The sequence below is a fragment of the Candidatus Hydrogenedentota bacterium genome (genome assembly GCA_019637335.1).
In the GTDB taxonomy this organism is placed as follows: Bacteria; Hydrogenedentota; Hydrogenedentia; order Hydrogenedentales; family JAEUWI01; genus JAEUWI01.
Genome location: JAHBVV010000001.1, coordinates 72,869 through 91,770, shown reverse-complemented (window position 1 = coordinate 91,770; position 18,902 = coordinate 72,869). Strand labels below are relative to the sequence as shown.

The window sequence follows — 18,902 nt, the reverse complement described above, 5'->3', positions numbered from 1 at the left end:
CGGCCAATTGCGCGCGCCCGGAGCCCCTCGGGGGCGCGCTACGTATCCCGGCGCACGTCGATACGGAGCCGCGAGACGCGGTTGGGCGTCCCCTCCAGCACGGTAATCTTGAATGGCGGGCACTCGACGGCCTCACCAATCCCGGGGATGCGCCCGGCGACGTGCATTACCCAGCCGCCCACGGTTTCGACTTCGGCGTCTTCGATTTCCACGCCCATTCTCTCCGCGGCCTCGGCCAGCTCCATTTGGGCGTCCACCACGTACGCCCCGGGGCCGACTTCGCGGATCCGCGTCTCGGCCTTGTCGTACTCGTCGTGGAACTCGCCGAAGATTTCCTCCAGCACGTCCTCCTGCGTGATGATGCCGTCCGTGCCGCCGTATTCGTCGGTGACGACGGCGATCGGCTGCCTGCTCCCGCGCATTTTCTCCAGCAGGTCGTCCAGCTTCATGGTGTCCGGGACGTGCAGAATCTCCCGCACAAACCCCTCGATCGAGTCGCCGCGGTAGTCGCGCGAGCGGAGCACGTCGAACGCGTTCACGACGCCGGTGATATGGTCGATCGATTCCCGGTAAACCGGGAGGCGCGTATAGCCGCTGTCCACGAACTTCGCAATCAATTCCGATCGCGTCGCGGTCTCCGGCACGGCCACGATATTGATCCGCGGCGCCATGACCTCGTTCGCCTGCCGCGTTTGCAGGTCCATCACGGAGTGGATCATTTCCTTCTCCTCCTCCTCGATCGCGCCCTGGTCCGCGCTCTCGTCCACGAGCACGCGCATGTCCTCCACGCTGCTCATGATGGGCTCGTCGTTCCGGCGCTCTCCCTCCACCATGGCCACGAGCCGGCGGCAGAGCCAGGACACGGGGGCGACGATGGGGGCGAGCAAGACGTCAAAGGCCTGGATGGCCGGCAGGAGGCGGAGCGAAAGCCGGGTGGGATGGATCCGGAAGATACTTTTCGGGGCCACTTCGCCGAAAATCAGGAAGAGCGGCGTGGCGACTATGGTGCTCCATAGCGGGCCGAGCTCTCGCGTAAGCGCTATCGTGCCCATGACCAGGGCCAGGTTCGTTCCGACGAGCACGACCGTAATCATTCGGGCGGGGTCGTTGATGTAGCGCAGCAGGACCTGGGCGTTTCGGTTCTTCTCCTCCTCCGCCAGGTGCCGGATACGGATCCGGTTGATTGCGACGAAGCCGGTCTCGTAGCCCGCGAAGAAGGCATTCAGCAGGATGCCGGCCGCGAATAGTGTCAGGGCGGTGGTCATTCGCGCGCCTCCCCATTCGTCAGCTCGGGCGCGGGCTCCGGCGTCTGCACGAGCAGGCGCGACACGCGCTTGCCGTCCATGGCCTCCACGGTGTAGAGCACGCCCTCGTGATCGATCCGGTCGCCCACCTCCAGCACCTTGTCGCTCTGCTCCATGAGGAAGCCGGCAACGGTCGTGTGCTCCTCGTCTTCCACGGGAAATCCGGTAATCGTCTCCAGTTCGTCCAAGGGAAAGCTGCCGTCGACTTCGTAGGTATGTTTGTCCAGTTCCTTGACGAAATACACGTCCTCGCGGTCTTCCGCTTCAATGTCGCCCACGATTTCCCGCAGGGCGTCGTGCAGGGTGATCAGGCCCTCGGTGCCGCCGAACTCGTCGACCACGATGGCGAGGTGCGTGCGGAGGCGCTGCACGGATTTCATGAACTCCAGCACGGTCATTGTTTCCGGAACGTAGTTCACCTTGCGGATCAGGGGTTTGATCGGCGCTTCCAGTGCGTTCTGATCCGCGAAAGCGAGCAGGTCCTTGGCGTAGAGGACACCCGCAATCTGGTCGAGGTTCTCCCGGTACACGGGTATCCGGGAATAGGCGTGCTCGCAGGTGAGCGACAGCGCTTCCTCAGCGGTCGCTTCCTCGCTAATCGCGATCATGTCGGGCCGCGGCACGAGGATGTCCCGGACCATCACGTCGTTTACCTTCAGGATGCCCTGGATCATTTCGCGCTCGTCTTTTTCGATGGCGCCGGTGGCCTCGCCCTCGCTCAGCAGCGAAACGAACTCGTCATCGGTCATGAAGGGGGCGGGGCGAACCTGGCTGAAGCGCGTGACCCGGAAAAGGTAGCCAATGAAGAAGATAACCGCATGCCGGAGGGGCTGGAGCAGCGCGTTTGCGAGCATCAAGGGCAGTGCGGCTACGCGGGCGAAGTTCTCGTTGTTCCGCACCACAAGCAGCTTGGGGATGATCTCGCCAATAAACACCAGCAGCGCCGCGCAGAAGAAAACCGCGCCGAGGTAGGCGAACGGTTCGGGCAGGTAGCGCTCGAAGAGGGTCTCCACGGGAAAGGCGAGCACGACGCTCAGCAGCACGTTTACGATGGAGTTGCCCATGAGAATGGAAGTGAGCAGTTCGCCGGGCTGCCGCATCAGGCGCGCCACCTGGTGGTCCAGGAAGGCCTCGCTGTTGCCCATGGCGCGAACCCGCAGGGGCCCGAGCGAGAAGTACGCCACTTCGCAGGCGGAGAAGAACGCGGAGAGCGACAGGAGCCCGAGAATGGCCGCCAGCACGGGACCGGTCAGCGGCGGGGCGGCGGGGGCCGATGCGCCGGGGGCGGCATCCGCCGCCTGGGCCGCGGCGGGCGGGTCCGGTGTATGCGCGCCTTCGTTCGCCCCCGCCAGAAACAGGGCCACCGACACCCAGAGGGCCGCCACCAGGAAACTTTTTTTCCAGGAGCCCGCGCTCCTACTGCACTCGTCCACTGCGCTTCGGCGCTCCACCTCGCGGCCACGAAAAGTTCCGCCCGGTTTCCCGGTCACGGATCCGTGCGCCACGCGGTTTCCTCGTTCAGGCCCAAATAGCCGGCCTGATTCTCCACCATGCGGCGCCGTTCCGCGGCCGTCGCATGATCGTAACCCAACAAATGCAGCATCCCGTGGCAAAAGAGCAGGCGCACATCCGCGCGCATCGCGGCGCGGTCGCCGTCTCCGCGGCGCTCCACCGTCTCCAGGGATATCACGATATCGCCCAAAACCCGCACGCCCGGTATCAGGCCCGGCTCCTGCTCGAATGAGAGCACGTCGGTGGGCGCGTTCTTTTTCCGGTAGGCCTTGTTCAGGGCCTGAATGCCCGCGTCGTCGCAAAACAGAACGCTGACTTCGACCGCATCGCCCTCGAGGCCTTCGCCCGCGCAGATCCGCCCGGCCAGCCGTTCGAGCACGTCCCGCCGGAAGAGGCCCTTGCGCGACGACTCGTTCCGCACCGCCACCCGCGCGGTCATTCCATCTTACCCGACATGGGGATCACATTGTCCATTTTGCGCTCCTCTTCCCGCGCCGGCGGATACGCCACCCGCGTGTGGAGGTTCGACAGGATCCTTTGCGACACGACCTCCGCGATGATGTCCAGTTGCTTCAGGGTCAGGTTGCAGTCGTCGAACTGGCGGTCCGCCGAGCGCGCCGCGATGATTTTGTCCACGAAATCGCGGACCCGCTCTTCGTTCGGGTTCTTGATGGAGCGCACGCCCGACTCGACGGCGTCGCAGATCATGAGGATGGCGGTCTCCGGCCGTTGCGGCTTGGGGCCCGGGTAGCGGAAGTCGTCCTCCGACACGTCCCCGTGTTTCTGCTGGCTGACCGCCTGCTGGTAGAAATAGCCGATCAGGCAGGTGCCGTGGTGCTCCAGGATCCCGTTGATGATCGGCTTGGGGAGGTGGTACTCGCGCGCCAGTTCCGCCCCCTGGATCACGTGGGCCGCGATCGCCCGCGCGCTCATTCGGGGCGAAAGATCGTCGTGGATGTTGTACCCGTTCTGGTTCTCGGAGAAGTACTCCGAGCGCCGCATCTTACCGATGTCGTGGTAGAGCGCGCAGACCCGCGCCATGAGCCCGTTCGCCCCGATCGCGTCGGCCGCGGCCTCGGCCAGATCGCCGAGCATGCGGCTGTGGGCGCTCGTGCCCGGCGCCTCGACGGCGAGGCGGCCCAGCAGCTCGTTGTTGAAGTCGGAGTATTCGAGCAGCGTGATGTCCGTCGTAATGCCGAAGAGGCGCTCCAGCGGCGACAGTACGGCGGGCACGGCGAGCAGGCAGATGCCGCCATTCAACCCGATCAGGAACAGGCGGCGGAGCGTGGCTTCGTCCAGGATCTTGTCCATGGCCAGTATGGCCGCCAGAATCGCGAGCCCGCCCGCCAGTGTCGCGGCGATGGAGGCGGAGGCCATGTCGCTGCGGCGGCGCACCCGGAAGATGCTGAAGGCGCCGGCCAGCGTCATGGCGGCGCCGACGACGAGCACGCGCCAGTCGTAGCCGTATTGCGCGGACACCAAGGCGGCGGCGATGAGGCCGACCAGGGAGGCCAAACCGGCATTGGCCAGGATCGCGTAAAGGATTCCGCACGCGGCCACGGGAACCATGAAACCGGTGGGCTCGAAGTAGAACGCAACGCGGCTCAGGACCAGCAGGCCCGCGATGAGCAGCAGCGCGAGCCGGAAGAGGGTCTGCTCGCTCGCGCCGGCGTCCCCGCGAAAAAGCTGGATGGAGCGGTAGAGGCAGGCCAGGGCCAGCGCCACCAGGATCGCGTGGGCGAAGAGCGTGCTGGTGAATTGCGCCAGCGGGTGCGTGTCTCCCCGCAGGAGATCGAGGTAGACCCGCGCGTCGGACCGCGTCTGCGCCGTCCAGCGGCTGCCGCCGTCCTGGATCTTTTCCGAGGCGAGGATCTTTTTCATCACCGGCTCAACCGATTTGCGCGCCCGTTCGCGCGCGCCGTCGGTGTATACGGAATCGAAGCGCAGCGTGTCGGTGATGTACGCCGCGGCCACGGGCGCCGCCGCGTCGGGAAGGACCTCCCAATCGTCCTCGCCGGCCAGGTTTTTCGCGAGCTGCGAGAGATGCGCCTCCAGGTATTCCGTCGCCGCGGCGGGGTCCATGATCTCGGCGTAGGGGGTGTCCGTGCTGATCTGGCCATCGGCCCCGGGGGTGTCGCGCAAAACGGCCACTTGCTTGTTCTGATCCCGCGGGAGCAGGTTCGGCAGCCGGATGCCCAGCCGCAGGACCGTGCCGAGGCCTTCCTCCGCGAGGCGCGCCATTTGATCGCTGGTTCTGAACGTCAGGGTCTCGGGCCGGAATGGATCGGGCGGGGAGGTGTCCTCGGCGGCCTCTTCGGGGGATTCCGGCGCCGGTGGCGCGGATTCGGGAAGGGAGGGCATCGAGTCCTTGTCCGGCATCAGCCAGAGTGCGAGCACATGATCGCCGAAGGGCAACTTGACTTCGGCGCGCCCGATCAATTCGCGCGCGTGCTGGTGCACGGCCTTGGTAACGAGATCCTCGGCGCCCGATCCCGGGGGCGCCGCCTCGAGGGCCTGGGCAATGGCCCGGCGGACATTCGGGCGCTGCTCCTTCATCCAGGCGATCTGTGTGCGGAGCGCTTCGACCTGGCTGGAGACGCGGGGCTCGTTGATCCGGTAGTATTCGGGAACCTTCGCCATCGCCTCGTCCTGGGCGCGCTGGGTTGGCTCCAGGTCGATGGTCTCAAAATCGAAGGCGGCGCGGATTTCCCGGCTCGAAAGCTGCGTGTCGATCTCGCTTTCGAGCACCTCGATGATCGGGTCGCGGTGGGAGAACTTGGTCATCGACGCCACCATCGCGACAAAGGCCGCCGCGACGATGAATCGGTTGATCCAGCGCGCGCGGGCGGAGATCGGCGCCTTGCCCCGCTTCTTCGAAAGGCGCTTCTTCTTCACCTTCTTTTTCGTGGGTGACGGGCCAGCCATCAGGCGCTTGGATCCCCTTCGTGCGCGGCCCGCTCCATCTCGTAGGCGTTGATAATACGCTCGACGAGCGGGTTGCGCACGACGTCCCGGCGCGTCAGGTGAACCATGCCGATTTCCGGCACGTGTTTGAGGATGCGCGCGGCCTCCGCCAGGCCCGATCGGGCGCCCCGCGGCAGGTCGCACTGGGTGACGTCGCCGGTGATTATCGCCCGGGAGCCCTGCCCCAGGCGGGTCAGAAACATCTTCATTTGTTCGGTGGTGGTGTTCTGGGCCTCATCCAGGAGGACAAAGGCCTGATCGAGGGTGCGCCCGCGCATGAACGCCAGCGGCGCCACCTCAATCCGTTGTTCCTCTATGAGCCGCCGTACCCGCGTCATATCCACCATGGAATACAGCGCGTCGTACAGCGGGCGCAGATAGGGATTCACCTTCTCTTCCAAATCTCCCGGCAAGAAGCCGAGGTTTTCGCCCGCCTCGACGGCGGGCCGCGTCAGGATCAGGCGGCGAACCTGCTTGTTCAGCAGCGACGACACGGCCACCGCCATGGCGAGGTAGGTCTTCCCCGTGCCGGCGGGGCCAATGGCGAAGGTCATCTCGCAACGGCCGATGGTGTCCAGGTATTCCTGCTGGCCCTCGGTTCGCGGGCGGACCCGCAAGTCGGGCCGGATCAGGGCCGGCGTCGCGCCCGGGACCGGCTTGCGCAGGCGCGGGCGGGCGGTTGCGTCGCCGGCGGCGGCCAGCACGGGCCGGATGTCGTGCAGCGTCGGGGTGTGGCCCTGCCGCACGAGTTCAAGCATCTCGCCGAGAAGCTCGGCGATGAAGCTCGCGTTCTCGTCGTCTCCGATGACGGCCACGTTGGCGCCGCGGTCGACGATGCGCACCTGCCGGGCATCCTGCAGGTGCTTGCGCAACTCGCCATTCTGGCCCAGCAGCTTGATGGCCTCTTCCTGGCTTTCTAATTGAATCTCGTGGCTCAGTTCAGGATTGTCCTCTCATCGCCCGGGAACGGCGCGGGATCACTTGAGCGCTTCGACCCGGTAGACGATTTCGCCTTCCCGGACGAGGCGCCGGACGCGCCGGATAGTGGCCTCCTGTTCCACCGGATCGGTGTCCATATCGTTCAGCCGGTGTTGGGCCTCTTCCAACTGGGCCTTGAGGGCCTCCACCTGGGCCTCCTGCTCCGAGACGACCTGCATGGTTTCGCGGTAGTCCTCGTAGCGGCCCTTGAGATCGTGGCGGTCAATATAGGCCAGCGCCAGCGCACATACGAGCGCCAGCGCCAGCCAATACCACGTGTAATCCGTTTTTTTCATACGCTCCCGGGCGCCCGAGGCGCCGTTTAGCGGAGGTTGTAGAACGCATCCATCCCGAGAAAGGCCGCCTGGCCGCCGAGTTCCTCTTCGATGCGCAACAATTGATTGTACTTCGCGATGCGGTCGCTGCGCGACGCGGAACCGGTCTTGATCTGGCCGGCGTTCAGCGCCACCGCGATATCCGCGATCGTCGCGTCTTCCGTCTCGCCACTCCGGTGCGAAATGACCGTCGTGTAGCCGGCCCGATGCGCCATCTGGCACGCTTCCAGGGTCTCGGTCAGCGATCCGATCTGGTTGACTTTAACCAGTATAGCATTTCCGACGCCCTCTTTGATCCCGCGGCCGAGGTACTCGGTGTTGGTCACGAAGAGGTCATCGCCCACGAGCTGGGTCTTCTTGCCGAGCTTGTCCGAGAGCTTTTTCCAGCCGTCCCAGTCGTTTTCGTCGAGGCCGTCCTCGATCGAGATGATCGGGTACTTGGCCGTCATCTCACTCCAGAATTCTATCATGCCGTCGGCGCTTTTTTCCGGTTTCGCCTCGGCGCCCAGCGTGTAGGTCCCGTTCTTGTGAAACTCGCTGGCGGCCGCGTCGATCGCCAGCCAGATGTCCGTGCCGGCCTTGTAGCCCGCCGCCTTGATGGCCTCCAGAATGACTTCAACCGCCTCCACATTGGAACCCAGGTTCGGCGCAAAGCCGCCCTCGTCGCCGACCGACGTGTTCAACCCCTTGTCCTTCAACACTTTCTTGAGGGCGTGGAAGACTTCCGTGCCCATCCGGAGCGACTCCTTGAAGCTGGTCGCGCCGGCCGGCATGACCATGAATTCCTGGATGTCGACGTTGTTGTCCGCGTGCGATCCGCCGTTCAGGATATTCATCATGGGCAGGGGAAGCGTGTGCGCGTTGGCGCCGCCGATATACCGGTAGAGCGGGATTTCCAGGGCCTCCGCCGCCGCCTTCGCCGTGGCGAGCGAAACGCCGAGAATCGCGTTCGCACCGAGCTTGCTCTTGTTCTTCGTGCCGTCCAGCGCGATCATGGTCTGGTCGATTTCGCGCTGGTTCAGGGCGTCCAGGCCCATCAGCTCCTCGGCGATCACGTTGTTGACGTTTTCCACCGCCTTCGAAACGCCCTTACCCAGATAGCGCGCCTTTTCGCCGTCGCGAAGCTCCACGGCCTCGTGCTCGCCCGTGGAGGCGCCGGAGGGTACGGCCGCGCGGCCGCGGTGGCCGGAGGTGAGGTACACATCCACTTCCACCGTCGGGTTGCCCCGGGAGTCCAGAATTTCGCGTGCCTGAATGCCTGTGATGCGTGTCATGATTGGATCTTTCTATTCGTTAATACCTGGGCTTCCACGGAGGGCGGCCGAGCGCCGGCTCACACCTTCCAGGGAAACAGCAAGTCACAGATTCCACGGTTCAAGTACAGATCGTCTTCGTCCAGCGCGCCGGGCGGGATCTCCGCGCCCGACGCGATTGCCGCGTCCAGCGCGTCCGCGCGGGCGGCGAGTTCATACGCGCAGCAGCCGGACACCAGCGCCGGCAGCCCCGAAAAGAGCAGCAGTCCCGGCGGCGTCAGCATCAGCGCGGCATTGGCCAGCCCCGTCAGGAGCCCGGCCGCCGACAGGACCGGATGCCGGGCCACCAGCCGAAAACTGCCGCGCACCGCCCGGAGCGGCGCGCCTTTTTCATGCACGAGGGCGGGCGGCGCGTACACGGCCACCATGGCCACCAGCGCGCCCGCGCCCCAGCAGACGCCCGCCGCGAGGAGGCCGGCGACCGGATGCCGCGGGGCCAGTTCGTACGTGTAAAACCAGATCCCGATGGCGGCGGTGGCCATCGCGGCGCCAAAGAGCGCCGCCATCACCAACGCGCCGGCCGCCAGGCGGCGCGCCCCGCGCCAGACCAGGCGCGCGGAAAACGGCTCTCCGGCAACCAGTGACACCGCCAGGCTGGCGTGGCCCGCCGCGGCAAGCGCCGCCAGCGCAACCGCCAGCGCGGCGGGGAGGGCCGGCGCGCCGGGCAGGGCCCGCGCGGCCAGCCAAACCGGCAGCAGGACCGCCGCCAGGGTCACGATATTCAGGGCGATCAGGCCGCCCGCGTAGTCATAGAGTATCCAGAAAGCCATGCGGTGGGCGCGCCACGGGAGCATCCGCCGCTGCCGCGCCGCGCGGTCCCGGATGGCGTGGCCTTCGAACTGGCCGCGCGCCTCCGGGAAGGCGTCACTCAAACTTCCGCACACGGCTCCGCTTCCGGAGTTCCGACATCCACTTGGCGTACCGGTCGGCCGCCTGGGCGCGGCGCAATTCCGGCTCAATCTCGGTGCGGACTTCGTCGAAGGAGGCCAGGCCCGCCTCCACCTTCTCCTCGGACTTCAACAGCATGACGCCGAACTCGGTCTCGATAATGGGGCTGACATCCCCGGGGCTCAGGGCGAACGCCACGTTCTCGAGCTCCGGTATGAGTTCTCCGCGCTCGATCCAGCCCACGAAACCGCCCTGCTCCGCGCCGGGCCCCTCGGAGTGCGTGCGGGCGAGCTCGCTGAAATCCGCGCCGAGGCCCAGTTCCTCGCGCAAGGCCTCCGCGCGCGCGATGGCCCGGGCCCGCGCTTCGCCCTCGCGGGGCGCGGGAAGGAATATGCGGTAAAGCTTCACCCGCTCCGGCTTGTTGAACTCGCGGACATTGTCCTGGTAGTACTGCGCGAGTTCCGCCTCGGACACCACGATTTCACGCTCCAGCGCGAAGCGCTTGCTCATTCCCATCGACAGCGCGACGGTCTGCTTGCGGATGCGCTCGCGGAAATCGCTCATGGTCTCGCCCGCGTTCGCGAGCGCGTCCATGAAGTCCTTTTCACTGGGGTATTGGTCGCGGTAACGCTTGATCTGGGCGTTTACCTGCTCGTCGGTAATGCTGATGTTGTTGAGCACACCCTCGCGGTAGAGGATCTTCTGCTCGATGGCCTGCTCGAGGGCCGCGTCATAGAGGGAACGGAACTCGTCGCTGTCGGGCGGGAGCCCTTCAACGGCCGGTCCAACCTCCACGAGCACATCGCTATGGAGGATGACTTCCCGGTCGACGGTGGCCACAACCGCGTCGATCAGTTCGGCCGCGGCGCCGGCGGCAATGCAAGCGGCCGCGGCGAGCAGAAGCACCATTCGTTTAGCTGGAGGCATGGATCTACACCTGTGTTAAGACCTGCTTTCGCGTGGGGAAGAGCATAACACACCCCGGGAAAGCGCTCAAACCGTCGGATGGTCCGCGCGGCGCCGGCGGGGCGGCCCGAAACCCGGGCCGCCCTGGCGCCATTCATTGTAACCCGCGCGCGAAACGCCTTAGAGGATCGCTTCTTCCTCGTCGGAATCACCGTCTTCCGGCGCCACGCCGCCGATTTCCAGTTCGTCGGAGAAATCGCCCAGCGCCTTGTCCTTCAGCTGCGGGTGCGTGTCCTGGTAGTGCGGGCTGCCCGTACCGGCCGGGATCAGGTGACCGATGATCACGTTCTCCTTGAGGCCGGACAGGTCGTCGCGCTTCCCGCTGAGCGCGGCTTCCGTCAGCACGCGCGTGGTCTGCTGGAACGACGCCGCCGCGATAAAGCTTTCCGTGCTCAGCGCCGCCTTGGTAATACCCTGCAGCACCGGCTCGGCTTCCGCCGGGCGCCCGTCGCGCTTCTGCGTCTGCTCGTTCACTTCCGCGAAGCGGATCTTGTCCACTTCCTGGTGCGCCAGGAAGTTCGTGTCGCCCGGGTCGTCCTTGATGCGCACCTTGCGCAGCATCTGGCGGATGATCACTTCGATGTGCTTGTCGTTGGTGCGCACGCCCTGCAGGCGGTACACCTGCTGCACCTCGTCCAGCAGGTAGCGGCGCAGCGCGTCCTCGCCCTGAACCGCCAGGATGTCCTGCGGGATGATCGGGCCGTCCGTCAGGCGCTGGCCCGCGTACACGCGGTCGCCCGTTTGCACGTTCAGGTGCTTGCCCGGCGGGATCGTGTACTCGCGCTCCTTGCCGACCGGCGGGATCACCTTGACCTTGCGCATGCCCTTTGAGGCGCCGCCCAATTCCACCAGGCCGTCGATGTGGCTGATGATGGCCGGGTCCTTCGGCTGGCGCGCTTCAAAAAGCTCCGCCACGCGCGGCAGGCCGCCGGTGATGTCCTTGGTCTTGCTGAACTGGCGCGGCGTCTTCGCGAGCAGGTCGCCCGCGAGCACCTTGGCGCCGTCGGCGACCACCACGTGTGTTTCCGCCGGGATCGTCGCGAACGAGAGCACTTCGCCGTCCGCGCCGTGAATTGTGATCTGGGGGTGCAGGTCCTGCTTGTGCTCGGTGATGACGCGCTCTTCGAGGCCCGTGTCCGGGTTGATGTCCACGCGCATCGTCACGCCTTCCACCATGCCCTCGAGCCGTACCGTACCGGACTGCTCGGCCATGATGGAGATGTTGTAGGGGTCCCACTTGTACAGGATCTGGCCCTTGCGCAGCTTCTGCCCGTCGGTCGCGTAGAGCGCGCAGCCCGCGGGCACCGCGTACCGGTGCAGCTCTTTCTTCTCTCCGCTGATGATGCGGATTTCGCCGCCGCGGTTTACCACCACCTCTTCGCCCTGGCGGTTTTTCGCCGTGCGGACGTTGTTGAACTCCACCGTGCCGTTGTCGAGCATCTTGATCTCGTTGCTCTCGACCTGCCGGCTCGCCGCGCCGCCGATGTGGAACGTGCGCATCGTAAGCTGCGTGCCCGGCTCGCCGATCGACTGGGCCGCGATGATGCCCACCGCTTCGCCGAGCTCCACCACCTTGCCCGTCGCCAGGTTGCGCCCGTAGCACATCGCGCACACGCCGCGCTTGGACTGGCACGTAAGCACCGAGCGGATCATGATGCCCGGAAGGCCCGCCGCCATAATGGCCTCGGCCCTCTCCTGCGTGATCTCCTCGTCGGCGCTCACCAGCGGCTCGCTCTGGCCCGGAATGCGGACGTCGTCGAGCGGGAAGCGGCCCACAATGCGTTCGTCGAGCGATGCGATAACATCGGAGCCGTCCATGAGGGGCTCCATCCACACGCCGCTCAGGGTGCCGCAGTCCATCTCTTCGATGTTGACGTCCTGCGCGACGTCCACGAGACGGCGGGTCAGGTAACCGGCGTCGGCGGTTTTCAGCGCCGTGTCGGCCAGACCCTTGCGGGCGCCGTGCGAGGAGATGAAGTACTCCACCACGGTGAGGCCTTCGCGGAAGTTCGACGTGATCGGCGATTCGATGATGTCGCCCGACGGCTTCGCCATCAGGCCGCGCATGGCGGACAGCTGGCGGATCTGCGACTTGCTGCCGCGCGCCTTGGAGCGGTACATCAGGTGGATGCCGCTGAAGCCCTGCTCGTTCTCTTCGATCTGCTTCAACATGACCGACGCGATCTGCTCGGTGGTCGTCGTCCACTGGTCGATGATCTTGTTGTACCGCTCGCCCTCGGTGATGAGACCGTTCTGGTACATGTCGTCGATACGCTCGACCTCGGCCTGCGCCTGCTCGATCAGCTCCTTCTTCTCCACCGGGATGACCATGTCGCCGATGGCCACGGACACGCCCGAAATCGTGGCGTATTTGAACCCGGTGCGTTTGAGGTCGTCGAGCAGCTCGAAGGTCTTCTTGTGGCCGTGCCGGTTGTAGCACTTCGCGATGACCTCGCCGATGCTGGCCTGGTCGTGTTCGCGGTTCACATCCTGGATCGTGATTTCTTCGGGCAGGCCCTCACTCAGCAGAACGCGGCCCACGGAGGTATCGACGATGCCCTCGGGCGTGTGCACTTTAATGGCGGCGTGGATGTCCGCCTCGCCCATTTCATAGGCCATGATGACGGAGGCCGGATCCGTGAACACCTTGCCGGGCTTCACGATGACGCCATCCTTCGTCCACGAATCCTTCCACTCGCCCTTCGCGCCCGGGCGGATGCGCGTCATCCACGCGATGCCGAGGACGATGTCCTGCGACGGCGTCACGATCGGCGAACCGTCGGACGGCGAGAAGATGTTGGAGGAGGACATCATCAGGAGGTGGGCTTCCAGCTGCGCGGCCGGCATGAGCGGCACGTGCACGGCCATCTGGTCGCCGTCGAAGTCCGCGTTGAACGCGCGGCAGACCAGCGGGTGAATGCGGATGGCCTTGCCTTCGATCAGCACGGGCTGGAACGCCTGAATGCCGAGGCGGTGGAGCGTGGGGGCGCGGTTAAGCAGCACGGGGTGATCCCGGATCACGTCTTCGAGGATATCCCACACCTCGGTGCGTCCCTGGGCGATCGCGCGCTTCGCCGCCTTGATCGTCGAGGAGATGCCCCGCTCCTTGAGCTGGTGGATGATGAAGGGCTCGAAGAGCTCCAGCACCATGTACTTCGGCAGGCCGCACTGGTGCAGCTTGAGCTCCGGGCCCACCACGATCACCGAGCGGCCCGAATAGTCCACGCGCTTGCCCAGCAGGTTCTGCCGGAAGCGGCCCTGCTTGCCCTTGAGCATGTCGCTCAGGGACTTGAGCGGGCGGTTGCCCGCGCCGAGGACGGTGCGCCCGTGGCGCCCGTTGTCGAACAGCGCGTCCACCGCCTCCTGGAGCATGCGCTTTTCGTTGCGCAGGATCACTTCCGGCGCGCGCAGGTCGATGAGGCGCTTCAGGCGGTTGTTGCGGTTGATCACGCGGCGGTACAGGTCGTTCAGGTCGCTGGTGGCGTAGCGGCCGCCTTCCAGCGGCACGAGCGGGCGCAGGTCCGGCGGGATCACGGGGATCACGTCCAGCACCATCCACGCCGGGTTGTTACCGGACTTGCGCAGGGCTTCCACCACCTTGAGGCGCTTGATCGCCTTGGCGCGGCCCTGGGCCGACGTGGTGCTGGCGAACTGCGCGTGCAGCTCTTCGCTCAGCACGTCGATGTCGATCTCTTCGAGCAGCTGCTGTACGCCTTCGGCGCCCATCTTCGCCACGAATCGATCGCCGTATTCGGTGCGGGCGTCCTGGTACTGGTCCTCGTTGAGTGTCTGCATCTTCGAGAGGCCGGTGTCGCCGGGATCGATGACGATGTAGTTCTCAAAATAGATCACGCGCTCGAGCGCGCGGATGGAGAGGTCCAACAGGTTGCCGATGCAGCTCGGGGTCGTCTTGAAGAACCAGATGTGCGTGACGGGCACGGCCAGCTTGATGCAGCCCATGCGCTCGCGGCGCACCTTCGACTCCGTAATCTCCACGCCGCAGCGGTCGCACGTGATGCCGCGGTGCTTCACTTTCTTGTACTTCCCGCAACCGCACTCCCAGTCCTTTACCGGGCCGAAGATGCGCTCGCAGAACAGGCCGTCCTTCTCGGGTTTGAAGGTGCGGTAGTTGATCGTTTCGGGCTTCTTGACCTCGCCGCGGGACCACTTCAGGATTTCCTCGGGGGAGGCCATCCGAATTGACAGCGCGTCAAACCGCTCACCAGTCGTAGGTATATACTTGGCCAAGACTTAGTCCTCCAGCGTTTCTTCGTCTTCTTCTTCGATTTCCGCCGTGCCGTCCACCTTCACCAGCTTGATCACATCAAGGCACAGGCTCTGGATCTCGCGCACAAGCACGTTGAAGGACTCCGGCGTCCCCGGATCCACTTCGCGCTCGCCCTTCACGATGGCCTCGTACGCCTTCGTGCGGCCCTGGATGTCGTCGGACTTGAAGGTCAGCAGTTCCTGAAGCGTGTAGGCGGCGCCATAGGCCTGGAGCGCCCACACTTCCATTTCACCGAAACGCTGGCCGCCGAACTGCGCCTTGCCGCCCAGCGGCTGCTGCGTCACCAGCGAGTACGGCCCGATGGCGCGCGCGTGGATCTTGTCGTCCACCAGGTGGTTCAGCTTCAACATGTAAATCTGGCCCACGCAGGTGTCCTGGTGCAGCTCGAGGCCCGAGCGCCCGTCGCGCAGCCGGATCTTGCCGGTTTCCGGCAGGCCCGCCTCGCGGAGCATCTCGCGGATTTTCTCCTCCGAGGCCCCGTTGAACACGGGGGTGGCGACCTTGAGGCCGAGCGCCTTCGCGGCCCAGCCCAGGTGCGTTTCCAGCAGCTGCCCCACGTTCATGCGCGAGGGCACGCCCAGCGGGTTCAGCAGGATCTGGATCGGCGTGCCGTCCGGCAGGAAGGGCATGTCCTCCACCGGAACGATCTTGGCAATCACGCCCTTGTTCCCGTGGCGGCCGGCCATCTTGTCGCCCACCGACATGCGGCGCTTCTTCGCGACGAACACCTTCACCAGCTTGATGACGCCCGGGGGCAGTTCGTCGCCCTTGCGCATCCGCTCGATCTGGCTGTCGCGGAAGGCGATGAGCTTGGCCTCCTCCATCGCCGCCATGTTCACCAGCCGCGTAAGCTGCTGCTGGGTCTTTTTGTCTTCAATGCGCAGGCGCGCCAGCACGCTGTAGTCGCCCTTGTCCAGGTGCGCCACGCGGATGCGCTTGCCCTTCTCCAGCACCAGCTCCTCGGTCTTGTGGTCGTACACGTCCTCGAGGATCTTCAGGCCCACCAGGTCATCGCGCACCATCTCCACGAAGGTGGTCCGGATTTCCTGGATCCGCTCGTCGTACTGCCGCTTCACCTTGGCCACGTCGGCCAGCAGCGTCTTTTTCGACTGCGCGTCCGCCGCCTTGTCCTTGCGGCTGCAGACCTTTACATCCACCACAACGCCGCTGGATCCCGGCGGCATCGTGAGGGAGGCGTCCCGCACATCCTCGGCCTTCTCGCCGAAGATGGCGCGGAGCAGCTTTTCTTCCGGCGCGAGTTCGGTCTCGCCCTTCGGCGTGACCTTGCCCACCAGAATGTCGCCCGGGCCCACCTTCGATCCGATGCAGACAATGCCGCTCTCGTCGAGGTTCTTCAGGGCCTCCTCGCTGACGTTCGGAATGTCCCGCGTGATTTCCTCGGGGCCCAGCTTCGTGTCACGCGCCTCAAGCTCGTACACCTGGATGTGGATCGACGTGAACACGTCTTCCTTCACCAGTTCCTCGCTCAGGATGATGGCGTCCTCGAAGTTGTAGCCCTCCCACGGCAGGAACGCCACCAGCACGTTGCGGCCAAGCGCGAGCTCGCCGTTGTCCGTCGCCGGACCGTCCGCGATGATGTCGCCCGCATGCACCTTGTCGCCCTTATAGACGATCGGGCGCTGCGTGATGCACGTGTTCTGGTTGGAGCGCACGTACTTCTTCAGCACATACACGTCCTCTTCCGAGCGGAAGGGGTTGTCGTTCTTCGACTTCTTGCTGCGGATGCGGATCACTTCGCTGTCCGCGTACTCCACCGTGCCGTCGCGCTCGGCGCGCACCACGGTGCCCGAGTTGCGCGCGGTCACGTGCTCCAGGCCCGTGCCCACCAGCGGGGAATCGGTCTTGAGCAGGGGCACGGCCTGGCGCTGCATGTTCGAACCCATCAGCGCGCGGTTCGCGTCGTCGTGCTCCAGGAACGGGATCAGGGCCGCCGCCACGCTCACGAGCTGCTTCGTGGAAATGTCCATGTAGTCCACGCCCTCGGGCGCGGCCTGGGGGAAGTCGCCCCGGTGACGGCAGAGCACCTGGCGGTTGACGAACTTGCTGCGCTTGTCCAGCGGCGCGTTCGCCTGCGCGATAACGTAGTTGTCCTCGTCGTAGGCGGAGAGCATCTCCACGTCCTCGAGGACCTTGCCGCTGTCCACCTTTCGGTAGGGCGTCTCCAGGAAACCGTACTGGTTGATGCGCGAGTACGTCGAAAGCGACGCCATCAGGCCGATGTTCGGGCCTTCGGGCGTTTCGATCGGGCAAATGCGGCCGTAGTGCGTCGGGTGCACGTCGCGCACCTCGAAGCCCGCGCGCTCGCGGCTCAGGCCGCCCGGCCCCAGGGCGCTCAGGCGGCGCTTGTGCGTCAACTCGGCAAGCGGGTTGATCTGGTCCATGAAGTGCGAAAGCTGGCTGCGGCCGAAGAAATCCTTGATGACGGCGCTGACCGGCTTGGGGTTCACCAGCGTCTGCGGCGAGAGCTGATCTTCCTCCTGGAAGTTCATCCGCTCGCGCACGGTCCGCTCCATGCGAACCAGACCGATGCGGACCTGGTTCGACAGCAGCTCGCCCACGGCGCGCACGCGGCGGTTGCCGAGGTGGTCGATGTCGTCGAGCACGCCCTCGCCCGAGCGCAGCTTCACCAGATACTGCAGCGTCGCGACGACGTCTTCCTTGGTCAGGATCTTGATGTCCTGCTCGATCTGGAGGCCCAGCTTCCGGTTGATCTTGTAGCGGCCAACCGGCGCGAAGTCGTAGCGGCTGGGATCGAAAAACAGCCGCTGAAAGAAGGTGCGGCAGGTCGCGTCCGTGGCCGGATCGCCCGGGCGGATGCGCGCGTACACGTCGCGGAGCGCGTCTTCCTGCGTCTGCGTCTTGTCCTGGGAAAGCGTATGCACGATGGTCGCGTCGCGCGCCACGTCGTCCTTGTTCAGGACCTGGATCTCCTGGACTTGCGACGCCATCACGCGCTCGATCGTGGTCAGGGTCAGCTCGGTCGCCGCGTCGGCCATAATCTCGCCCGTCTCCGGGTCGATCACGTCCGCGGCGACCCACAGGCCCACCGCTTCTTCGGGCTCCAGCGATTCCGAACCCAGCTTCACCTTGGTCCGTCCGAAGGTCATCGTCTCGAAGCGGTAGAACAGCTGCAGAATCTCCTGGGCCTCGATATAGCCGAAGGCCTTCAGGAAGGTCGTGGCCGGCAGCTTCGAACGCCGGTCAATCGTCAGCCACAGGTAGTCGCTGATGTCGTATTCGAACTCCAGCCACGCCCCGCGGTAGGGGATGATGCGCGCGGAAAGCAGCGGCTTGCCGTTCTGGTGGATCTTCCGCTCGAAGGACACGCCGGGCGACTTGTGGAGCTGGCTCACAATCACGCGCTCGGCGCCATTGATGATGAACGTGCCCGTCGGCGTCATAATGGGCAGTTCGCCCAGAAACACCTCCTGCTCCAGCATCAGCTTCTCGCGCAGCTCCCGGTTCGCGCCGGACCCCACCTCTTCATAGCGCACCAGGCGCAGCAGCGCCTTGAGGGACGCCGCGTAGGTCATCCCCCGCTCCTGGCACTCCGCTATGGTATACTTCGGAGGCGCAAAAGAATAGTGCACGAATTCGAGGCGCGTCAGTTTATTGGGCGCCTCGATCGGAAAGACATCCAGGAAAACTTCCTGCAGGCCCTGGGAAAGGCGTTCGTCCGGCGGAACGTCCCACTGAAGAAAATCCGAATAGGACTTGGTCTGGATTTCAATCAGATCGGGAAGCTCGTAGACGTCTGGGATGGTGCCCAGCGAGGGTCGCTCGGTGCGGGGAGCTACGGCCATGCAGAAACTCCTTTTCTGTAAGGTTTATACTGTCAACGCGTTAGAGCCGGTCGGGGCCGAGGCCAACCCCGCGCGATCCAGAGGCGAAAGACAGATCTATCCCTTGGTGGAATGTAGCAATACAGACTAGCAAAAAAGAAATTCGTCTGTCAAATCGGCGCGAAGGGGCAAGAAATGCGCGCGCGAAAGCAGGCGTCCAGGGCCCTGTTTCGGCCCGGACCGGGGGACACAAAAAAACAGGGCTGGCGATCCAGCCCTGTCACATACGTCATCCAGAATAACGTCAGGGGATTTATTTCTGTTCCATTACGGCGCGGGCCATGGCCTTGGCGAGGCGGCGGCGGCGGCGTTCACTCGGCTTCTCGAAGTGCTTGATTTCCTTGATGCGCTGCATCAGGCCCTCTTTGTTGCACTTCTTCTTGAAGCGGCGCAACGCCTTTTCGAATGGTTCGTCGGACTTAACGCGAACTTTCGTCACGAATTTTCAACCTCCCCTCGCAATTGGATTTCGCGCGAGCCCGGGGAGGGCC

At 65.1% G+C, this 18,902-nt stretch carries 12 protein-coding genes; all 12 read right to left on the bottom strand.

Annotated features, from left to right (window positions below):
- Positions 1-38: 38 nt before the first annotated feature.
- Complete coding sequence (locus KF886_00320) at positions 39-1,265, bottom strand: HlyC/CorC family transporter (GenBank protein MBX3175780.1); 1,227 nt, start codon at positions 1,263-1,265, stop codon at positions 39-41.
- A complete protein-coding gene (locus KF886_00315) occupies positions 1,262-2,809 on the bottom strand; it encodes an HlyC/CorC family transporter (protein MBX3175779.1) in 1,548 nt (515 codons plus the stop codon). The genes KF886_00320 and KF886_00315 overlap by 4 nt, the downstream gene beginning before the upstream one ends.
- Positions 2,791-3,255 (bottom strand): rRNA maturation RNase YbeY, encoded by a 465-nt coding sequence (gene ybeY, locus KF886_00310; protein MBX3175778.1) that lies wholly within the window; start codon positions 3,253-3,255, stop codon positions 2,791-2,793. The genes KF886_00315 and ybeY overlap by 19 nt, the downstream gene beginning before the upstream one ends.
- A complete protein-coding gene (locus tag KF886_00305) occupies positions 3,252-5,741 on the bottom strand; it encodes an HDIG domain-containing protein (GenBank protein ID MBX3175777.1) in 2,490 nt (829 codons plus the stop codon). Before KF886_00305 ends, ybeY begins: the two co-directional genes overlap by 4 nt.
- The gene (locus KF886_00300; GenBank protein ID MBX3175776.1) at positions 5,741-6,718 is read right to left on the bottom strand and encodes a PhoH family protein; all 978 of its coding nucleotides are present in this window, start codon (positions 6,716-6,718) and stop codon (positions 5,741-5,743) included. The genes KF886_00305 and KF886_00300 overlap by 1 nt, the downstream gene beginning before the upstream one ends.
- 39 nt (positions 6,719-6,757) lie before the next feature.
- On the bottom strand, positions 6,758-7,054 hold the full coding sequence (locus KF886_00295) for a hypothetical protein (protein MBX3175775.1): 297 nt from the start codon (positions 7,052-7,054) through the stop codon (positions 6,758-6,760).
- A 26-nt stretch (positions 7,055-7,080) separates the two neighbouring features.
- Positions 7,081-8,367, bottom strand: a complete 1,287-nt coding sequence (gene eno / locus KF886_00290; GenBank protein MBX3175774.1) for a phosphopyruvate hydratase — start codon at positions 8,365-8,367, stop codon at positions 7,081-7,083.
- 59 nt (positions 8,368-8,426) lie between these two features.
- Positions 8,427-9,278, bottom strand: a complete 852-nt coding sequence (locus KF886_00285) for a hypothetical protein (GenBank protein MBX3175773.1) — start codon at positions 9,276-9,278, stop codon at positions 8,427-8,429.
- Positions 9,271-10,221, bottom strand: a complete 951-nt coding sequence (locus tag KF886_00280; GenBank protein MBX3175772.1) for a peptidylprolyl isomerase — start codon at positions 10,219-10,221, stop codon at positions 9,271-9,273. The genes KF886_00285 and KF886_00280 overlap by 8 nt, the downstream gene beginning before the upstream one ends.
- 159 nt (positions 10,222-10,380) lie before the next feature.
- Positions 10,381-14,454, bottom strand: a complete 4,074-nt coding sequence (gene rpoC / locus KF886_00275) for a DNA-directed RNA polymerase subunit beta' (protein MBX3175771.1) — start codon at positions 14,452-14,454, stop codon at positions 10,381-10,383.
- 57 nt (positions 14,455-14,511) lie between these two features.
- Positions 14,512-18,372 (bottom strand): DNA-directed RNA polymerase subunit beta, encoded by a 3,861-nt coding sequence (gene rpoB, locus KF886_00270; protein ID MBX3175770.1) that lies wholly within the window; start codon positions 18,370-18,372, stop codon positions 14,512-14,514.
- Positions 18,373-18,664: 292 nt separating this feature from the next.
- Complete coding sequence (rpsU, locus tag KF886_00265; protein MBX3175769.1) at positions 18,665-18,850, bottom strand: 30S ribosomal protein S21; 186 nt, start codon at positions 18,848-18,850, stop codon at positions 18,665-18,667.
- Positions 18,851-18,902 lie beyond the last annotated feature (52 nt).

Coding starts and splice junctions, on each gene's coding strand:
- KF886_00320 (MBX3175780.1), bottom strand. CDS start 1,265: ATGACCACCGCCCTGACACTATTCGCGGCCGGCATCCTGCTGAATGCC.
- ybeY (MBX3175778.1), bottom strand. CDS start 3,255: ATGACCGCGCGGGTGGCGGTGCGGAACGAGTCGTCGCGCAAGGGCCTC.
- KF886_00305 (MBX3175777.1), bottom strand. CDS start 5,741: ATGGCTGGCCCGTCACCCACGAAAAAGAAGGTGAAGAAGAAGCGCCTT.
- KF886_00295 (MBX3175775.1), bottom strand. CDS start 7,054: ATGAAAAAAACGGATTACACGTGGTATTGGCTGGCGCTGGCGCTCGTA.
- eno (MBX3175774.1), bottom strand. CDS start 8,367: ATGACACGCATCACAGGCATTCAGGCACGCGAAATTCTGGACTCCCGG.
- KF886_00280 (MBX3175772.1), bottom strand. CDS start 10,221: ATGCCTCCAGCTAAACGAATGGTGCTTCTGCTCGCCGCGGCCGCTTGC.
- rpoC (MBX3175771.1), bottom strand. CDS start 14,454: ATGGCCTCCCCCGAGGAAATCCTGAAGTGGTCCCGCGGCGAGGTCAAG.
- rpoB (MBX3175770.1), bottom strand. CDS start 18,372: ATGGCCGTAGCTCCCCGCACCGAGCGACCCTCGCTGGGCACCATCCCA.